Origin of the sequence: Aldersonia kunmingensis (assembly GCF_001646865.1) — a bacterium.
In the GTDB taxonomy this organism is placed as follows: domain Bacteria; phylum Actinomycetota; class Actinomycetes; order Mycobacteriales; family Mycobacteriaceae; genus Aldersonia; species Aldersonia kunmingensis.
The window spans coordinates 1-16082 of the sequence record NZ_LRRB01000313.1; the positions used below are offsets into that span (position 1 = coordinate 1).

Genomic DNA, 16082 nt, shown 5'->3' on the forward strand with positions numbered 1-16082 from the left:
GGCACCGCGCAGGTCCGATCTAGACACCAGCCACGGCGCACCGATCGCCGGTGTGCGCGAAATCGGTTAGTTCGGGTTAACTTTCGCTCGAGCAGATCCATTTCACCCAGGCCGCGGCGTGGTTAGGCTCGATTTCATGCGATTTGGGACTTTCGTGCCGCAGGGTTGGCGGCTGGATCTGGTGGATATCAACCCCGCCGAGCAGTGGACGGTGATGCGCGATCTCGTACAGCGCGCGGACCAGGGCGACGCCTGGGACTCGGTCTGGGTGTACGACCACTTCCACACCGTGCCGGTGCCCACCGATGAAGCCACCCACGAGGCCTGGTCGCTGGTCTCCGCGTTCGGCGCGGTCACCGAACGCATCCGGCTCGGCCAGATGTGTACCGCGATGAGCTACCGCAACCCGGTTTACCTGGCGAAAGTCGCCGCGACCGCGGATCTCATCTCCGGCGGCCGCGTCGAGATGGGCATCGGCGGCGGCTGGTACGAGCATGAGTGGCGTGCCTACGGCTACGGATTCCCGTCGGCCGGCGACCGGCTGAAGCGGCTCGATGAGGGCGTGCAGATCTTCCGGCAGGCCTGGACCGAGGGCCGAGTGAGCTTCGACGGCAAGCACTACCAGGTGGACGACGCGATCGTCGCACCGAAACCCTTGCAGCAGGGCGGGATTCCGCTGTGGATTGCGGGTGGCGGCGAGCAGGTGACGCTGAAGACCGCGGCGAAGTATGCCGCCTACACCAACTTCGACGGCACACCGGAGGGCTTCGCGCACAAGTCCGATGTCCTGCGTAAGCACTGTGCGAACGTGGGCACCGATTTCGACGCGATCACCCGCTCCGCGAACTACAACATCGCAATCGGCACTACCGAGGCCGAGGTGCAGGACCGGCTTGCGCAGCTGAAGGACCGGCTGGCCCGATTCATGCCCGAGTCGGCTGCCGAGGCATCACTCGGTGCGTTCCGCGGTATGCCTGGTGTCGGCACCCCCGAGCAGATCGTCGAGAACCTCTCCAAGCTGCGCGATCAGGGCCTGTCCTACGCGATCACCTACTTCCCCGAGGCCGCCTACGACCGATCCGGGATCGAGTTGTTCGAACGCGAGGTCATTCCAGCGCTGCGATGACACGTCCTGGCTAGCATGGCCCGATGCGGCCCGAGACGCTCACCGATGGGTCGGTTTGGCTGGATGTTCCGACCGCGGCCGATATCGACGTGGTCACCAAGCTGTGCCAGGAACCGTCGATCGGCGAGTGGACGAGCATGCCAGTGCCGTATCAGCGCTCCGACGCCGTCGAATTCATCGGGGAGATGATCCCGTCGGGTTGGGCCCTGCGCAGCCCGACGTGGGCAGTCCGAACCAGGCCCGACGGCGATCTGGTTGGGATGATCGGGCTCACGGACAACGGCGATCTCTCCGCGGAGATCGGTTTCTGGCTGGGGTCTGCTTTCCGCGCCCGCGGACTGATGACAGCGGCAGTCGCGCTGGTCTGTGACTACGCGTTCCGGCCGGACGAACCAGGTCCGGCCGGTCCGGTCGCCATGGGCCTCGTGCGACTCGAGTGGCGCGCGTTCGTCGGCAACCATGCCTCGGCGGCGGTCATCCGGCGCGCCGGCTTCCAGTTCGAGGGCACAATCCGGGCGGGCGCGATGCAGCGCGGCACCCTGCGCGACTGCTGGATCGCGGGACTGTTGCACGACGATCCGCCCGGGCCTGTGGGCGATTGGCCCGAAGGCATCTGAGCGCGTCCGGCCGTACCTAGGCACGCAGTGGTGCCAGGATCGAGACGTGGACCTCGCCGAAGTCACCGACGAGCTGTACTCGCTGGACCCCAGCGAGTTCGTCGCTGTACGCACCGCCCGGGCCAAGGAGGCCAAGGCGGACGGGGACAAGGCCCTCGCCGCCGAGATTGGCAAGCTACGCAAGCCGACGGTCGTCGCGTGGGCGGTAAACCTGCTGGCCCGCGAGCAGCCCGACGACGTGGCGGGACTGCTGCAGCTCGGTGAGGCGCTGCGCGACGCGCAACGCCACCTGTCCGGGAGCGAACTGCGCAAGCTGACCAGCCAGCGGCAGCAGGTGGTTCGCGCAATCGCCCGCCGCGCGGGTGAGCTGGCCGCCGAACGCGACCGCGATCTCGGCGAGGGCGGGCTGCGCGAGGTCGGGCAGACCCTGCATGCCGCGCTGGCCGATCCCGCGATTGCCGATCTGGTCCGCGCGGGCACGCTCGAATCGGCTGTGAGCTACTCCGGTTTCGGCCCGGCCGGGCTCAGCGCCGTGGCCGATGCGGGCGAGGAACCGAGCGAGCAGCCCACCGCCGCCACGACGACGCCCAAACGCGCGCCACGCCGCCCCAAGGCCGACAAGGCCGAGCAACGCGACGCCGCCGAGCGCGATCTCGCCGAGGCGCGCGAGGCGCTTGCGGACGCTCAGAAGGACCTGGCCTCGGCCCGCACCGCCGCGGACCGGGCCCGCGACGAGGTGGACGACCTCGATCAGCACATCTCCGACCTCCGCGACGAACTCGACCGGGCCGAGCACCAGCGGCAGTTCGCCCGCAACGCCGAGCGCGCCGCGAACGAGACGGCGCACAAATCCGAGCGCGAACTCGAACGCGTCACGCGCTGGGCGGAGAAGGCTCAGGACAAGGTCGACGACCTGTCGGGCTAGGTGTCGGGGCCGCCGATCGCAGGACCGAGCAGGTCGTCGGCGTCGGTGATCCTGTACGCGTAGCCCTGTTCGGCGAGGAAGCGCTGCCGGTGGGCGGCGTACTCCGCATCGAGCGTGTCGCGGGCGACGACGGAGTAGAAATGCGCCTGTCCGCCATCGTGTTTGGGCCGCAGCAGGCGGCCGAGGCGCTGCGCCTCCTCCTGCCTCGAGCCGAAGGTGCCCGACACCTGCACCGCGACCGAGGCCTCTGGCAGATCGATGGAGAAGTTGGCCACCTTGCTAACCACGAGCACCGGGATCTCGCCTTGACGGAACGCTTCGAACAGCGCCTCGCGCTCCTTGGTCTTGGTCGAGCCCTGGATGACCGGCGCGCTCAGCGCCTCCCCCAGTTCGTCGAGCTGGTCCAGGTAGGCGCCGATCACCAGCGTCGGTGCATCCGCATGCTTGGCGAGGATCGACTTCACCACCGCGACCTTGGTGTGAACGGTTGAGCAGAGCTTGTAGCGCTCCTCCGGTTCGGCGGTCGCGTAGCGCATCCGCTCGTTGTCGGTGAGGGTCACGCGAACCTCGATGCACTCGGCCGGTGCGATCCAGCCCTGTGACTCGATGTCCTTCCAGGGCGCGTCGTAGCGCTTCGGCCCGATCAGCGAGAACACATCACCCTCGCGGCCGTCTTCACGCACCAGCGTGGCGGTGAGCCCGAGGCGGCGACGGGACTGCAGGTCGGCGGTCATCCGGAAGACCGGCGCAGGCAGCAGGTGCACCTCGTCGTAGATGACCAGGCCCCAGTCCCGCGAGTCGAACAGCTCGAGGTGCTTGTATTCGCCCTTGGTGCGGCGGGTGATCACCTGATAGGTGGCGATCGTGACCGGGCGGATCTCCTTCTTCTCGCCCGAGTACTCGCCGATCTCCTCCTCGGTGAGCGAGGTGCGCGCGAGCAGTTCCCGTTTCCACTGCCGTCCCGCGACCGTGTTGGTCACCAGAATCAGCGTGGTCGCCTTTGCCTTGGCCATCGCCGCGGCACCGACCATCGTCTTGCCCGCGCCACACGGCAGCACCACCACGCCGGAGCCGCCCGCCCAGAACGAGTCGGCCGCCATCTCCTGGTAGTCGCGCAGGTGCCAATCCTTCGTGGCGAAGTCAAGCTCGATCTCGTGCGCCTCGCCGTCGACGTAACCGGCCAGATCCTCGGCGGGCCAGCCCACCTTGAGCAGCATCTGCTTGAGCCGGCCGCGCTCGCTCGGGTGCACGATCACGGTGTCGTCGTCGATACGGGCACCGAGCATCGGCGTGATCTTCTTGTGGCGCAGGATCTCCTCGAGCACCGCCCGGTCCAGGCTGACGAGGGTGAGGCCGTGCGCGGGGCTCTTGACCAGCTGCAGTCGCCCGTAGCGCGCCATCGTCTCGACGATGTCGACGAGCAGGGGTTGCGGCACCGCGTAGCGCGAGAATCGCACGAGCGCGTCCACCACCTGCTCGGCGTCGTGTCCAGCGGCACGCGCGTTCCACAGCGCGAGCGGCGTGACGCGGTAGGTGTGCACGTGCTCAGGGGCCCGCTCGAGTTCCGCGAAAGGCGCGATGGCCTGGCGCGCCTCGTTCGCCCGCTCGTGGTCGACCTCCAGCAACAAGGTCTTATCGGATTGGACGATCAATGGTCCGTCTGTCACAGCGCTACCTTCCGCCTGCTCGGGTGGCTGACCTTCCCATTGTCCAGACGCCCGCAACCTGCCGCCATGTGGCACAAGTCGCTGCGTTCGGCTTCCCGAGTGCAAACCTTTTTGGTGGGTGCAAAACTTCGGCCCCGCGAGCACAATTTGCACTCGTTTAGCAGCGCCTCACCGCGAGGCCTGGGTCAGTCGATGAGGGAGACCGAGGCGATGCGGTGCAGCGTGAAGTGCCGGATCGCGCCGGTGGCCGGGTCGAGGGCGTCCAGTGTCCCGCCGCCCACCCGGGCAGGCTCGACGATCCGCTTTGTCGCGGTGCCCTGCGCGTCGATGTACTCGATCCGCACGCTGCGCCGGGCACGTACTGCCAACTGCAGCAGCGCAACTGTCGCAGCCCCGCCGGCGCGCGAGCCGTCGGTCCGCACTCCGCCGCCGCGCGGCGTCCGCTCTGCACGGTCACCGGCGCGCAGTTCGCGCACCAACCCCGTCAGCTGCTCCTCCGAAGGCGGTTGCGGCGTGCGCAATTGCGCGCGCGGACGCCGCACCGAGATGCGCGCACCCCGCGGACGGATGTCGACGATCGCGCCGGACGCGTTCTCCCCCGCCGGCGCGAAACCCGCTTCGCGCAGCCGGGCCAGCACATCGGCCAGTGGCGCCTGTGAAATGGCGACGGTCGGTGCGAGCGCCCGCAGTACGAGGTCGTCGGCAACCGGCGAGGCCAGCACCTCGGCGAGCAGCGCCGGGTCGTCGCAGCGCACGAAGGATGTGGCCACCCCCGCGCGCAACTGCCCGTGCCGACGCGCGACGTCGTCGATCAGGTACGTCAGTGACTGCGGCACCGGGGTTCGCGAATGCGTGGCGAACAGGGCGTGCAGTTCGGCCGAGGTCATGCCGGCGTCGAGTGCGCGGCGCACGCTGGCGTCGCTCATCCGGTACACCGCGGCACCGCCAGCCGATTCCAGGTCCGCCACGAGCGAGATCGAGTGCTGCAGGTCCGGCACGAGCGGACCCGGCGCGACGACGGTGAGGTCGGCCTGCACGAGGACGTAGTCGACGGGCGCCGGCAACGCGGCGCGCATCTCCGCCTCCTCGTCACCGCCGTGCAGCAATGCCCGCCCCGGCGAACTCAACGCCCCGCGCCCGGTGATGCCGAGCGCTGCCGCCTCGCGCAGCGTGCCCGCGACCATCGCATTGCCGAACCGCTGCGCCCAGCGCGGCCGGCGCCACGCGAGCAATCGGCCCACGTCGGTCGCGTCGAGTGCATCACCGGTTCCGAGATCGGTGAGCACGCTGAGAACGAGCCGCCGGTCGCGTCCCGCGGTGGCGCTGCGGACCTCGTCGGACAGCGCGCCGATCGGCTTGTCGTTGGCATCGCGCATACCGATCAACCATGGCCGGCGCGGCAGCGTCAGCCAGGCCTCGGCGAGCACCGCCCAGCGGCGGGCGGGCGCGAACTCGCGCCAGGCGTCGACGGTGACGGTCGGCGCCCAGAATTCTTCGGCACCGTCGATCAGCGGTTCCGGGTCGGGCATGCCGCTCGTGATGAGCCCGGCGGCGGCCAACACCTCCACGACGAGAGACAGCCGCTGCTCGTCGATGCCGGTGACCTTGCCGATCCGGCGCAGCTCCCGCACGCCCATGCCGCCCGCTCGCAGTGCGGGTGCCGGGGTATCGCCGAGCGCTTCGAGCACCGCCGAACTGTGCCGCAGCAGCTCGAGCACCTCGCCACCCGCGGCTCCGTTGACTTCGCTCGCCTTATGACCGACGGGCTTGCAATCGGGCGGTTCGAGCGAGCCCGGGTCGGTAACCGGTTCGCCGCGCAGGATCTGACCGACCTCATGCGGCAGTTCCACGGTCTGCTCGTCCACCCAGTGCAGCAGGCCGGTCGACAGCAGCCGTTGAACGGGCCGATCGCTCGGCGTACCGGGCGCGGCATCCCGCGTGCGGCCGACCGGCGCCGTGTTCGCCAGACGTTCCAGCAGCCCGCGTTCGGTCTCGGGGAGCGCGGCGAGCGCCGCCCGAACATCAGCCTCTGCCATCGCCTCTGGACGTTCCACCGTCCGGCCGATCGGCCAGGGCACCGCACCAGCCGCAGCCGGCACCAGGCGCAGCGCGTCCGGCGGACCCCACACCATCGCGCGGGCACGCAACTGGTCGAGCGCGCCGTCGACGACCTTGTTCTTCGCGCGGACACCGATGATCTCGCGGACCTGCTCGATCGGAGCTGGGACCTCGTGCGCATCCGCGAGGACCAATGCCTCGATCACCGCGAAGACCGGCGTACCGAGTTCGTCCGCACTGCGCAGCACCGACGCGCGCTGCTCGGCGCGACCCGCCAGCACGAGCATCGATTGCGGGATCGGAACAGTGAGGTCCGGGCGCAGTGCGAGCAGCCCGACGAGCTCCGCATCCGAGCACGCATTCAGCCATTCGGCCAGGGCTAGGGTGTCGGAATTCTCGGCGCCGCGGATCGCTGTCATCGCACTCAAGACTAGACAGGAGCGTAGCCAGCGGAGCGACCTGTCCAGCACAGGAGCGGAGCCAGCGAAGCGACCTCTCCAGCACAGGAGCGGAGCCAGCGAAGCGACCTCTCCAGCACAGGAGCGTAGCCAGCGAAGCGACCATTCGGCGCTGTTGGCGATCCCGCGCTGTACCACGAGGCGTGTGGATGTAAAAATATCGACGTGGTCAACAAATCGAAGAAGCCGTATGTAGACAACGGGTGGCCGAAGCTGGCCGACGGCGAGCACGCCGTTACCGAACTTTCCTCGACCCGCTCGGGTGGTCTGTCCCCGTTCGGCGAGGACCTCGAGTTCCCGCGTCCCGTCCACGAACTCCCCTACATGCACCCGCACACGGTGATCAATCGATAAGCCCGCCCAAAGTCAAAAAAGACCCCGCACCAGCAGGTGCGGGGTCTTTTCGCGTCTGACGGCTACTGCTGCGGCGCCTGCGGCAGCAGGGCCTTGTTCGCCTGGACGAAGTTCACGATGGAGGGATCGAGCTTGATGCCGGTCTTCTGCACCAGGTCGAGCACGTCGAATGCCTGCTGCGGAACCGCGGCGATGCCGGACTTCTGCACGTTGGTGAGCGTGGTCTCAACCACGTCGAACACCTGCTGGGTGCCGTCGGTGACGACGGGCGCGAGCTGCGGGATTTCCGGCACCGCGACCTTCGGCGAGGACTGCACCTCACGCGGGGTCGAGCCGCTGGTCAGGCCGAGGTTCGACGAGCAGGAGGGCCATGCGCCCCAGCCCTGGCTGGCGAGAACCTTCTCAGCGACGGCGATCTGCTGCTCGCGGCTGGCCTGGTTGGCGGTCGAGGCGTAGTTGCCGCCACCGTGCGCGTGCCACGTGCTGTTCGAGAACTGCAGCCCGCCCTGGTAGCCGTTTCCGGTGTTGATGCCCCAGTTTCCGCCGGACTCGCACTGCGCGAGGCGGTCCCAGTCGGAATCAGGTGCGGCGTTGGCGGTGCCCGCGAAGGCGACGCCGGCGGTGCCGACGATGGCGCCGGTTACGGCGACCTTCGCGACGGTCCGCCCAGTGCTGCTGGGTTTGCGGTGACGTCCACTCATTCGGTCATCCCTCCATACGCCTGCGAGGTCAGCTGTCGGGTTCGGACTGGAAGGCGTCCGGTCGCTTTCGCCCTTGCGAGCGTCTGCAACTTCACCCCTAGGAAGTGCTCGGGCGAGCTCTCCCATTGCCCCTTCGTGGGGACTTTGGGTCCCCCGCCCTCGCTCCTGTGGTGTCTCGTACTTCTCGGCGACCCGCGGAGCGAGGCTGGGCGTTTGCGGGCCGAGCGGTGGCCGAGTTTTCGGCCGTCCCGACGGTACGACGATCGGGGTCAAAAGTCACCATTCGGTAACTGCGCGCCAAACACGCGAAATCCCCGGCGATTTCAGGCTTTTCCACAATCCGCAGCTAGCGGGCATGGGGGTAAGTGGATAACGTTCCGACGCCAGGCCGTGATACCCCCGTTATGTGTCGAAGGTCACAGCACCCGCATGTCGCGGATTGCGCCTCCTCGGCGATACACGCCAGGCCCAATCGGCTGCGGGCCGTTCGAACAGCTCAGCGGGCGCGCCGGCCGGACCGCAGCGTGAAGACCAGTGACACCAGGAAGCCGAGCGGCGCGGCGAGCGCGACGAGGTACAGCGGCAGTCCGGGCTCACGGTCACTCACGGCGGGAATTACGAAGATCGAGGCGATCGCCAACAGTCCGACGATGAAGAGCGCGACGGCGATGTAGAGCAGCGCATTGCTGGGCTTGTCGGTCTCGTCGGGCACGATTGCCACCGTAGAACCACTGCCCCGCTGGGCAGTGCGGCGGGGTAGAATTCGCCGTAGTACGCGTCCCGGTCAGAGCGGGGCGCGTTGCTTATGTGCAACGACGATTGGACGGGTGAGCGCTGTGCCAACCGGCAAGGTGAAATGGTACGACGTCGAGAAGGGCTTCGGCTTCCTTTCTCAGGACGAAGGCGAAGACGTCTACGTGCGCTCGTCTGCGCTCCCACAAGGTGTCGAGGCACTCAAGCCCGGTCAGCGCGTCGAGTTCGGCATGGCCGCGGGCCGCCGTGGTCCGCAGGCCCTTTCACTGAAGGTGCTCGATCCGTTGCCGTCGGTGCGTGAGACCCGCGGTGCCCGCAGAGAGGCCCCGCAGCGCAAACACTCCCCCGATGAGCTGCACGGCATGATTCAGGACATGTTCACGCTGCTCGAGGACCAGGTTCAGCCCGTGCTGCAGAAGGGCAAGTACCCCGAGCGCAAGACCTCCGCGCGCATCTCCGAGGTGCTGCGCGCGGTCGCCCGCGAACTCGACGCCTGAGGCACAGCCGGTTACCGCCGCTGCGGTGACCGGCTCACGCCGTCTTGATCGCCCACACCGCGCGTGCGTGCGGCAGACCGTTCTCGTCCACAACTGCCGAGGGCAGCTGGATCTCCACGCCGTTGAGCTGCCAGGCGGGTGACTTGTCCGAGATGACAGTGACCGCGTCCGCCTCGCCGCTGGTGAAGTAGCGCTCCTGCGGGGCGAGATCGCCGTCCGGGCTCTGGTACACCATCACCAGTCGCCATGGGGCGTCCGCGATCTCCTTTGGCAAAGAGAGCTGCAGCGGCTGCCCGACCGGCACGTTGAGATTCGCGAGTTCGCCGTGCGTGCACTCCTGCAAATCGAGGCTGCAGTACTCGGCCGGTTCCACGGTGATCGTCTCGCCGTAGGCGTACGCCGTTATCTGCGGCAGCCGCTCGTCGGAATCCGCAATCGCGATCACCACGATCGCGGCGGCCGCGATGACCACGACGAGGGCGATGAACGCGACGCCGACAACGATTCGCGCAGTACGGGTTCGGGCGAGTCTCACGGAGTGTTCTTTCCTGTCGGTTGGTGGATGCGCATGCTGCCGGTCGCCCCTGGCACTTCCTGGTCGGCGTGCACGGGGCGGTTACCGCCCAAGCCGGGCAGCAGCGAGTGCCCGCGGTAGCTCATCACGGTTTGCGCCAGACCGAGTGCCAGGATCGCCGAGATCACTGTGAAACCTATCCAGAACTCGGTCGGCAGCATCACGCCGAAGGCACCGCCGATCACCCAACTGAGTTGCAGCACAGTTTCCGAACGACCGAACGCGGACGCGACCGACTCCTCGGGCAGGTCCTGCTGAATTGTCGCGTCCAGCGATACCTTCGCCAGCGCACTTGCCGCCGCTGCAACCAGCGTGGCCAGCGCCGCCATCCACAGACTGTCCGCGAACGCTGCGGCGATCGACACCACCGTGACCGCGATCGTGCAGCGCAGCACGATCAACGTGGGCCGGCCCAGTTGCAGTCGGGCACCGGTGGCGTTCCCGGAGAAATTGCCGATCGCGGCGGCCGCTCCGACCAGGCCGAGCATGAGGGCCTGCTGCAATGGTTCGTGTTCGGTGCGCGACTTGGCGACGAACGCGATGTAGAGGGTGATGAATCCGGTCAGCACGCGGATCGTGCCGTTGCCCCATAGTCCGGTCACCACGGTCCGACCGAGAGGCTGACGCCGCTTGCTCGGTTTCACCGTGGCCGCGCGATCTCGGCTGATCACCTCGGTCGCCGTGTCGTCACCGTGGTAACTCAGCGTCGCCGGCACCTCGCCCTCGGTAACTTCCACCCAGGACGGAATCCGCAGGCTCAGGTACGCGCCGCCCGCGGCGAGCACCGCGGCAAACCACAAAGCGCCGATCGAACCGGCGGCCCAGGCGACGCCCGCGGCGATCGCACCCGCACCGATGGTTCCGCCGATCAGGCCGAACACCGTAAGGCGCGCGTTGGTGCGCACGAGGTCGATATCGGGCGGCAACACGCGCGGCGTCACCGCGCTCTTGAGCACCGCGAAGGACTTACTGAGAACAAGCATCACCAACGCGAGCGGATACAGCGCCCACGTATCGAAATTGAAGATCAGCAGGACCGCAAGGATGCCGCGCGCGGCGAACGACGATGCCAGCGCGAGCCGGCGGCCACGCTGAAGCCGATCGAGCAGCGGACCGACGAGCGGCGCGATTACCGCGAACGGCGCGATCGTAATGAGCAGGTAGAGCGCCACATTCATCTTGCTCTCGGCCGTGGCCGCAGAGAAGAACAGCGTATTCGCGAGCGCAACAGCCACCGCCGCGTCGGTCGCGAAGTTGGCCATCGTCGCGTAGGTGAGGGCGGTCAGGCCGGATTTGTCCGCGCCGTCGGCCTTGGCCGCACGCTGGAACGTGGCAATCCCACGGCCGGTCAAGTCGCGGCCACGCATGGCGGCTACTCGGGTGACTGTCAGCTTGCGTGGGGTGCGGGCACCGGTCGGTCGTGCGTCGGCATCTGTAGGCCCGTCCTGCTGCGTCCGGTCCTGGTCCGACTGATCGGCGGGCGGCTGGATCGGGTGCAACGGCGGTAGCGGCGTCCGGCGCTGTGCGCGCCGCGGTTCCGAAGTCGGGTAGTTATCGAACCCTGGGTGCCGAGGCGAGTCTCGGTTGCCCGAACCGTCACCGCGCGGTGCGGTGGGGCGACCGGAGGCACCGGTCTCCCCCGCACCACGTGGTGCGTTCGGCTCGCGCGAGTCCATCACGCATCAATTCTGTCGCACTTCGCCGACAATCGACCACAACGCCAGCGCACACGGCACGTCACCCGACGAAACGGACCTCGAAGGTTGTCGGCCAGTTCTTTCCGGTCAACAGGAAGCGGTCCGTGCCCGGGATCTGCGCGATGCCGTTCAGCACGCTGTCGCGGCTCAGTTTTCCGGGGATCTGTCGGCGCAGCGCGCTCGCGTCGATGATCGAGAGGACCCCGCCAGTGTTGGGATCGATACGCAGAATGGTGTCCCGCTGCCAGATATTCGCGTAGACAGTGCCGTCCTCAGCGCATTCGAGTTCGTTCAGCGGCATGTTCCCGAACCCGACCACGTTGACCGTGCCTACCGGGTCGAAGGTCACCGGGTCGCGGAATTGGAGCGTGTTGGAACCGTTGCTCATGATCAGCCGGCCGCTGGCCTCATGCATGCAGAGCCCCCAGCCCTCGCCCACGTACGCGACGCGGCGGCGCTCCTCCAACGTGACCGGATCCCGCTCGATCGCGGTCCGATTCTGCCAAGTGATCTGCCACAGGCTGTTACCCGTACTGGTGATTCCCTCGCCGAACATGCCGGACAAGGGCACGCGGCGCAGCTCCTGCCCGGTGACGAGGTCTGTCGCGCTCACCCACGTCTTGCCGACCAAGCCGGTGCCTTCCACGAGCGTCCGGCCCACCACTTCAAAGCCCTGTGTGAATGCCGCCGGGTCGTGCGGTCTGGTCGAAACGATTTCCATCCGCAGCGGTGCCCCGACCGGCGTAGGTGCTGTTGAGGCCGTCGGGCCTGAGCACCCCCAAGCCAGAGTCGCGCCGATAATCGTTACCAAGAACGCCCGCAGAACCCGCATGCGCGCAAGCATTGCAGCCACTCCGGTGCGTTGTCAGCCCAGTACGGCAAAATAGGACGGGTGACTGCCGGTATCACCCACACCTCGTCCCAACCGCGCCGGATTCTGGCCGCCGCGGTGGACCTCGCTCGCCAGGCGCTGCTCGAATTGGGTGAGGCGGCGGTCGGCGACTATCTCGGCGTCACCGCCGAAGACGACACCGCAGCGACGCACAGGTTCGCCGCGACGATGCCCGGATACCGCGGCTGGCAATGGGCCGTCGTGGTCGCCGCCGAGCCCGACTCCGATCACGTCACGATCAGCGAGTCCGCGCTGCTGCCCGGGCCCGAGGCCCTGATCGCGCCGGAGTGGGTGCCGTGGGATCAGCGCATCCGCCCCGGAGACCTCGCGCCGGGCGATCTACTCGCCCCGCTCGAGGACGATGTACGCCTGGTGCCGGGCTATGTCGCCAACGGTGATCCCGAAATCGATGATCTCGCATACGAAGTCGGCCTCGGCCGCAAGCGGGTGATGAGCCTCGAGGGCCGTGTCGACGCCGCACAACGTTGGCGCGAAGGCGAATTCGGGCCCGACGCAGAGATGGCCAAGGCCGCGCCTTCGGTGTGCGGATTGTGCGGCTTCTATCTCCCTCTTGCGGGTTCGCTGCACAATGCCTTCGGTGTCTGCGGGAACGCCCTGGCCATGGATGGCCGCGTTGTGCACACCGAATTCGGTTGTGGTGCACACTCGGACACGGTTCTTCCGACCGGCGCCGGCTCGCCGCGCTACGACGCTTTTGACGATGCGGCGGTCGAGGTGGTGACCCTGCCCGCACCCACGGAGCAGGCCGAGGCGAAGGCTCCGGCGGAGCCGGAGAGCGCCGCGGTCGAGACGGTCGAGGAAGCCGCGCCGGCCGAGTCGGCTCATGAGGCCGAGCCCGCCGTGGAAGCCACCGCGCCCGAGGCCGCCCGTGCGGACACGGCTTCGGTTGACGACGAGGCCGCCGAAGATGTCACCGCCGACTCTGCGGACATCCACGCCGCGGACACTGCGGACACTGCCGAAGCTCCCGCCGAAGTTGCCTCGGACGACACCGCTTCGCCCGCCGACCAGGACCCGGCATCAGCGACATAGCGGACCCGTTCGGCACCGCGGAGCTGCGCGAGTCCGTCCTCATCGCCTGGGAGTCCTCCCCCACCCGCCTGCGTGAGGACGCGGCAGCCGAAGCGGACCTGGTCCGCGCCGGCTATCGTGACCGCGCCTTCACCGAGCTCGCCCAGAATGCGGCCGACGCCGCGGCCAAGGCGGCCGCGTTGGGCACCGTGTCGGTCTGGCTTGTCGATCGAGAACTGCACGCCGCGAACACCGGCGCGCCGCTCGACGTGCTCGGGCTGCAGGCGCTTGCCGCTTTGCGCGCATCCGACAAGGAGGCGCCACACAGCGCCGATGGCGCCGGTGACACCGTCGGCCGGTTCGGCGTCGGATTCACCTCGGTGCTCACCATCAGCGACGAGATCGAGATCCGGTCCACGTCGGGATCCGTCGTGTTCTCCGCCGAACGCAGCCGCGCCGAAGTGCAAGGGCGCGGTATCACTGCGCAGGTCGATCCGCCGACGCTGCGGCTACCGTTCGCCAGCCCCACACCACCCAAGACCGGCGCTGACACCGAGATCGTGCTGCAGCTGCGCGACGGCCTCGACGCCGACGCGCTTCTGACGGGAATCTTCGCCGAGGCTCCGGACCTCCTGCTGGAACTACCGGCGCTCGAGGTGATCCGGGTCGGCGACACCGAGCTGCGCCGCACCCAGAAACGGATGCCGCACGGCATCACCGAAGTATCGATCGGCGTCCACACCTGGTGGCAGTTCGGCACCGAATATGCGCGCTGGCTGCTGCCCGTCGAGGACGGACATCCCGTCGCAGCGGGGAACGACGTGCTCAGGGCGCCAACCCGTTCGGACGAGGAGCTATCACTCCCGACCGTGCTCATCGCCGATATTGCGATGCAGCCGGACCGTCGCCGCCTGCTCCCGGGCGCCGATGTCGCCGGGCTGGCGAAGGGCTATGCGAAGTTCGCGCGCGCCCTGCCGCCCGAATTGCGCCTGCTGCTGATGCCGCAGGCGCGTTTCGCCCGCAGCGAGGCCGACCGCCTGCTGCGGGACGCCCTGGTCAGCGAGCTGCGCGGTCGAACCTGGCTCCCGGTGGTCGGCAACGCCGGCGGCGTACGTCCGCCCGCTGGGTCCGTGCTGCCTGGCCTCACTCCCGAGTTGGCCGAACTTCTCGCCGAGGCCGTCCCAGCGTTGGTCATTCCCGAACTTTCCGACCAGCGGCACGCCGCAATGCTCGCCGAACTCGGCGTACGGCGCCTCGGTTTGGCCGACGCCACGGAGGCACTGCGCAACGTCAACCGCGACCCACACTGGTGGCAGCGGCTGTATTCAGCGCTCGAACCGCTGCTAGTGGATCGGCTGGCCGCCGATGAACTCGGCGGACTGCCGGTGCCGCTCGCCGACGGCCGGGTAGTGACCGGCCCGCGCACAACGCTGATCGGCGAGTTCACCGGTTTCGCTCGGCCGTTGCCACTGCATTGGGCACGGCTTGTGCATCCCGACGCCGCGCATCCACTACTCGGCCGACTCGGCGCGCAAACGGCGAACGCGCTCGACCTACTGACCGACCCGGCGTTGCGAGCCGAACTGGAAGCCGGCGCCGATCCCGACGCGCCCCATCCGGACCTCGCCGACGACCGGAACGCCGATCTTGCGGACGCCGTACTCGCGCTTGCCGCGGCCGTTGCCGACCCGGATCAGTTGCCGGGCTGGCTCGGTCTGCTGCCGCTGCCCGACGCCGAGGGCGAGCTGCGACCGATCGACGAATTGCTGCTGCCCGGTGCCCCGCTGGCCGGGATACTGATCGACGACGCTCCGTTCGGCACGATCGACGACGCGGTTGTCGAGCGATACGGCATCGACGTGCTCCGCGCGATCGGCGCCGTCTGGAGTTTCGGCGTCCTCCGAGAGGCCGACCCGACCGGACCCGATCACGACCTCGACGACGAATCCGATTGGTGGGATTGGCTTTCCGATGATCCATCGGAGCTGGCGGCGGTCCGCGATCTCGATCTTGTCGACGAGGGCGCCTGGCCGTCTGCACTCGAATTGCTCGCCACCGATCCCCGGACACGGCAACTGCTCGTCGATCGAGCCGGTTATACCGCCTGGTGGCTGCGCCGGCACGGGCGCATGCACGCTCAGCAGCTCGGCCAGCTGCGCGCTCCCGGTGCCGCGGCGTTCACCGGACTGCTCGATCCGCTCGTACATCCGCACGCGGCGGCATTCACAGCCGCGCTCGCTGATGCAGATCATCTCGACGGCGATCTCGTCGAGGTACTCGTGGAGCGCCTGGCCGACCCGGACCGGCAACCGAGTCCGGCCGTCATCGCCGACACCTATCGCCGGCTGGCCGAGGCGGTCGCCCGCGGCGTCGTCGACCCCGCCGATATCCCGCTGCCGCAGCGGGTACGCGTGGTCTCCGGTGACCTGATCGAGCACGATGAGGCACTCGTTCTCGACCGGCCGTGGCTCGCGACGGCGATCACGCCGGACCGGCTTGTCGTCGGCAGCATCGCGCGCGCGGACGACCTCGCCTCACTACTCGATCTACCCCTCGCGTCCGACGCGGTGCACGGTGTCGTGACGAGTACCGGGCGCATCACCTCGTGGGACGCGGACCCTCTTGGCGTGCTCGTGTGGGCCGCCCTCGCTCCGGCAGCGGACGCTCAGGACCCCATTTCCGGGCCCCTCGTTGTGCATCCTGCGCTAACAGTGAAGCTCACCGGCGCGAT

At 68.3% G+C, this 16082-nt stretch carries 14 protein-coding genes and 1 riboswitch; of the genes, 7 read left to right on the top strand and 7 right to left on the bottom strand.

Going from position 1 to position 16082, the window contains the following annotated elements; translation table 11 throughout:
• Positions 1 to 136 precede the first annotated feature (136 nt).
• Genes A8G08_RS24755 through A8G08_RS24765 form a run of 3 tightly spaced genes read left to right on the top strand, consistent with a single transcriptional unit; the run spans position 137 to position 2668 of the window.
• Positions 137 to 1126 carry an LLM class F420-dependent oxidoreductase gene (locus A8G08_RS24755; RefSeq protein WP_068280229.1) on the top strand — a complete coding sequence of 330 codons (990 nt, stop codon included), beginning with the start codon at positions 137 to 139 and terminating at the stop codon, positions 1124 to 1126.
• Positions 1127 to 1149: 23 nt separating this feature from the next.
• Positions 1150 to 1743: a GNAT family N-acetyltransferase gene (locus A8G08_RS24760; RefSeq protein ID WP_068280232.1), complete on the top strand. Its 594-nt coding sequence runs from the start codon at positions 1150 to 1152 to the stop codon at positions 1741 to 1743.
• A 46-nt stretch (positions 1744 to 1789) separates the two neighbouring features.
• Positions 1790 to 2668 (top strand): hypothetical protein, encoded by an 879-nt coding sequence (locus A8G08_RS24765; protein ID WP_068280235.1) that lies wholly within the window; start codon positions 1790 to 1792, stop codon positions 2666 to 2668.
• Here A8G08_RS24765 and A8G08_RS24770 read toward each other — a convergent pair.
• Together A8G08_RS24770 and A8G08_RS24775 are read right to left on the bottom strand one after the other, a co-directional pair.
• The gene (locus tag A8G08_RS24770) at positions 2665 to 4335 is read right to left on the bottom strand and encodes a DNA repair helicase XPB (protein WP_068280238.1); all 1671 of its coding nucleotides are present in this window, start codon (positions 4333 to 4335) and stop codon (positions 2665 to 2667) included. The two genes, A8G08_RS24765 and A8G08_RS24770, sit on opposite strands and share 4 nt — an antisense overlap.
• A 185-nt stretch (positions 4336 to 4520) precedes the next feature.
• Positions 4521 to 6812 (bottom strand): helicase-associated domain-containing protein, encoded by a 2292-nt coding sequence (locus tag A8G08_RS24775; RefSeq protein ID WP_068280241.1) that lies wholly within the window; start codon positions 6810 to 6812, stop codon positions 4521 to 4523.
• Positions 6813 to 7016: 204 nt separating this feature from the next.
• Here A8G08_RS24775 and A8G08_RS24780 point away from each other — a divergent pair, with 204 nt between their 5' ends.
• Positions 7017 to 7205 carry a hypothetical protein gene (locus A8G08_RS24780; protein WP_068280244.1) on the top strand — a complete coding sequence of 63 codons (189 nt, stop codon included), beginning with the start codon at positions 7017 to 7019 and terminating at the stop codon, positions 7203 to 7205.
• 62 nt (positions 7206 to 7267) lie between these two features.
• Here the strand turns inward: A8G08_RS24780 and A8G08_RS24785 are convergent, their stop codons facing one another.
• Both A8G08_RS24785 and A8G08_RS24790 read right to left on the bottom strand, forming a co-directional pair.
• The gene (locus A8G08_RS24785) at positions 7268 to 7906 is read right to left on the bottom strand and encodes a transglycosylase family protein (RefSeq protein WP_068280247.1); all 639 of its coding nucleotides are present in this window, start codon (positions 7904 to 7906) and stop codon (positions 7268 to 7270) included.
• Between the two features lie 3 nt (positions 7907 to 7909).
• A riboswitch (cyclic di-AMP (ydaO/yuaA leader) is annotated at positions 7910 to 8089 on the bottom strand.
• 313 nt (positions 8090 to 8402) lie between these two features.
• A complete protein-coding gene (locus A8G08_RS24790; RefSeq protein WP_068280262.1) occupies positions 8403 to 8618 on the bottom strand; it encodes a hypothetical protein in 216 nt (71 codons plus the stop codon).
• Between the two features lie 124 nt (positions 8619 to 8742).
• Between A8G08_RS24790 and A8G08_RS24795 the strand changes: the two genes are divergently transcribed.
• The gene (locus tag A8G08_RS24795; protein ID WP_187344525.1) at positions 8743 to 9156 is read left to right on the top strand and encodes a cold-shock protein; all 414 of its coding nucleotides are present in this window, start codon (positions 8743 to 8745) and stop codon (positions 9154 to 9156) included.
• Between the two features lie 34 nt (positions 9157 to 9190).
• On the opposite strand, the gene A8G08_RS24800 is transcribed toward A8G08_RS24795, so the two are convergent.
• From A8G08_RS24800 to A8G08_RS24810, 3 genes are all read right to left on the bottom strand, one after another.
• Positions 9191 to 9691, bottom strand: a complete 501-nt coding sequence (locus tag A8G08_RS24800) for a DUF2771 domain-containing protein (RefSeq protein ID WP_068280253.1) — start codon at positions 9689 to 9691, stop codon at positions 9191 to 9193.
• Entirely contained in the window at positions 9688 to 11406 is a 1719-nt protein-coding gene (locus A8G08_RS24805; RefSeq protein WP_084436851.1) for an MFS transporter, read from the bottom strand. The genes A8G08_RS24800 and A8G08_RS24805 overlap by 4 nt, the downstream gene beginning before the upstream one ends.
• Positions 11407 to 11467: 61 nt before the next feature.
• Positions 11468 to 12271, bottom strand: a complete 804-nt coding sequence (locus A8G08_RS24810) for a glutaminyl-peptide cyclotransferase (protein WP_068280256.1) — start codon at positions 12269 to 12271, stop codon at positions 11468 to 11470.
• Between the two features lie 48 nt (positions 12272 to 12319).
• Between A8G08_RS24810 and A8G08_RS24815 the strand changes: the two genes are divergently transcribed.
• Both A8G08_RS24815 and A8G08_RS24820 read left to right on the top strand, forming a co-directional pair.
• Positions 12320 to 13372, top strand: a complete 1053-nt coding sequence (locus A8G08_RS24815; protein ID WP_245672991.1) for a DUF3027 domain-containing protein — start codon at positions 12320 to 12322, stop codon at positions 13370 to 13372.
• A 179-nt stretch (positions 13373 to 13551) separates the two neighbouring features.
• Positions 13552 to 16082, top strand: a 2531-nt coding sequence (locus tag A8G08_RS24820; protein WP_068280259.1) for a molecular chaperone Hsp90, incomplete at its 3' end; no start/stop codon positions are given.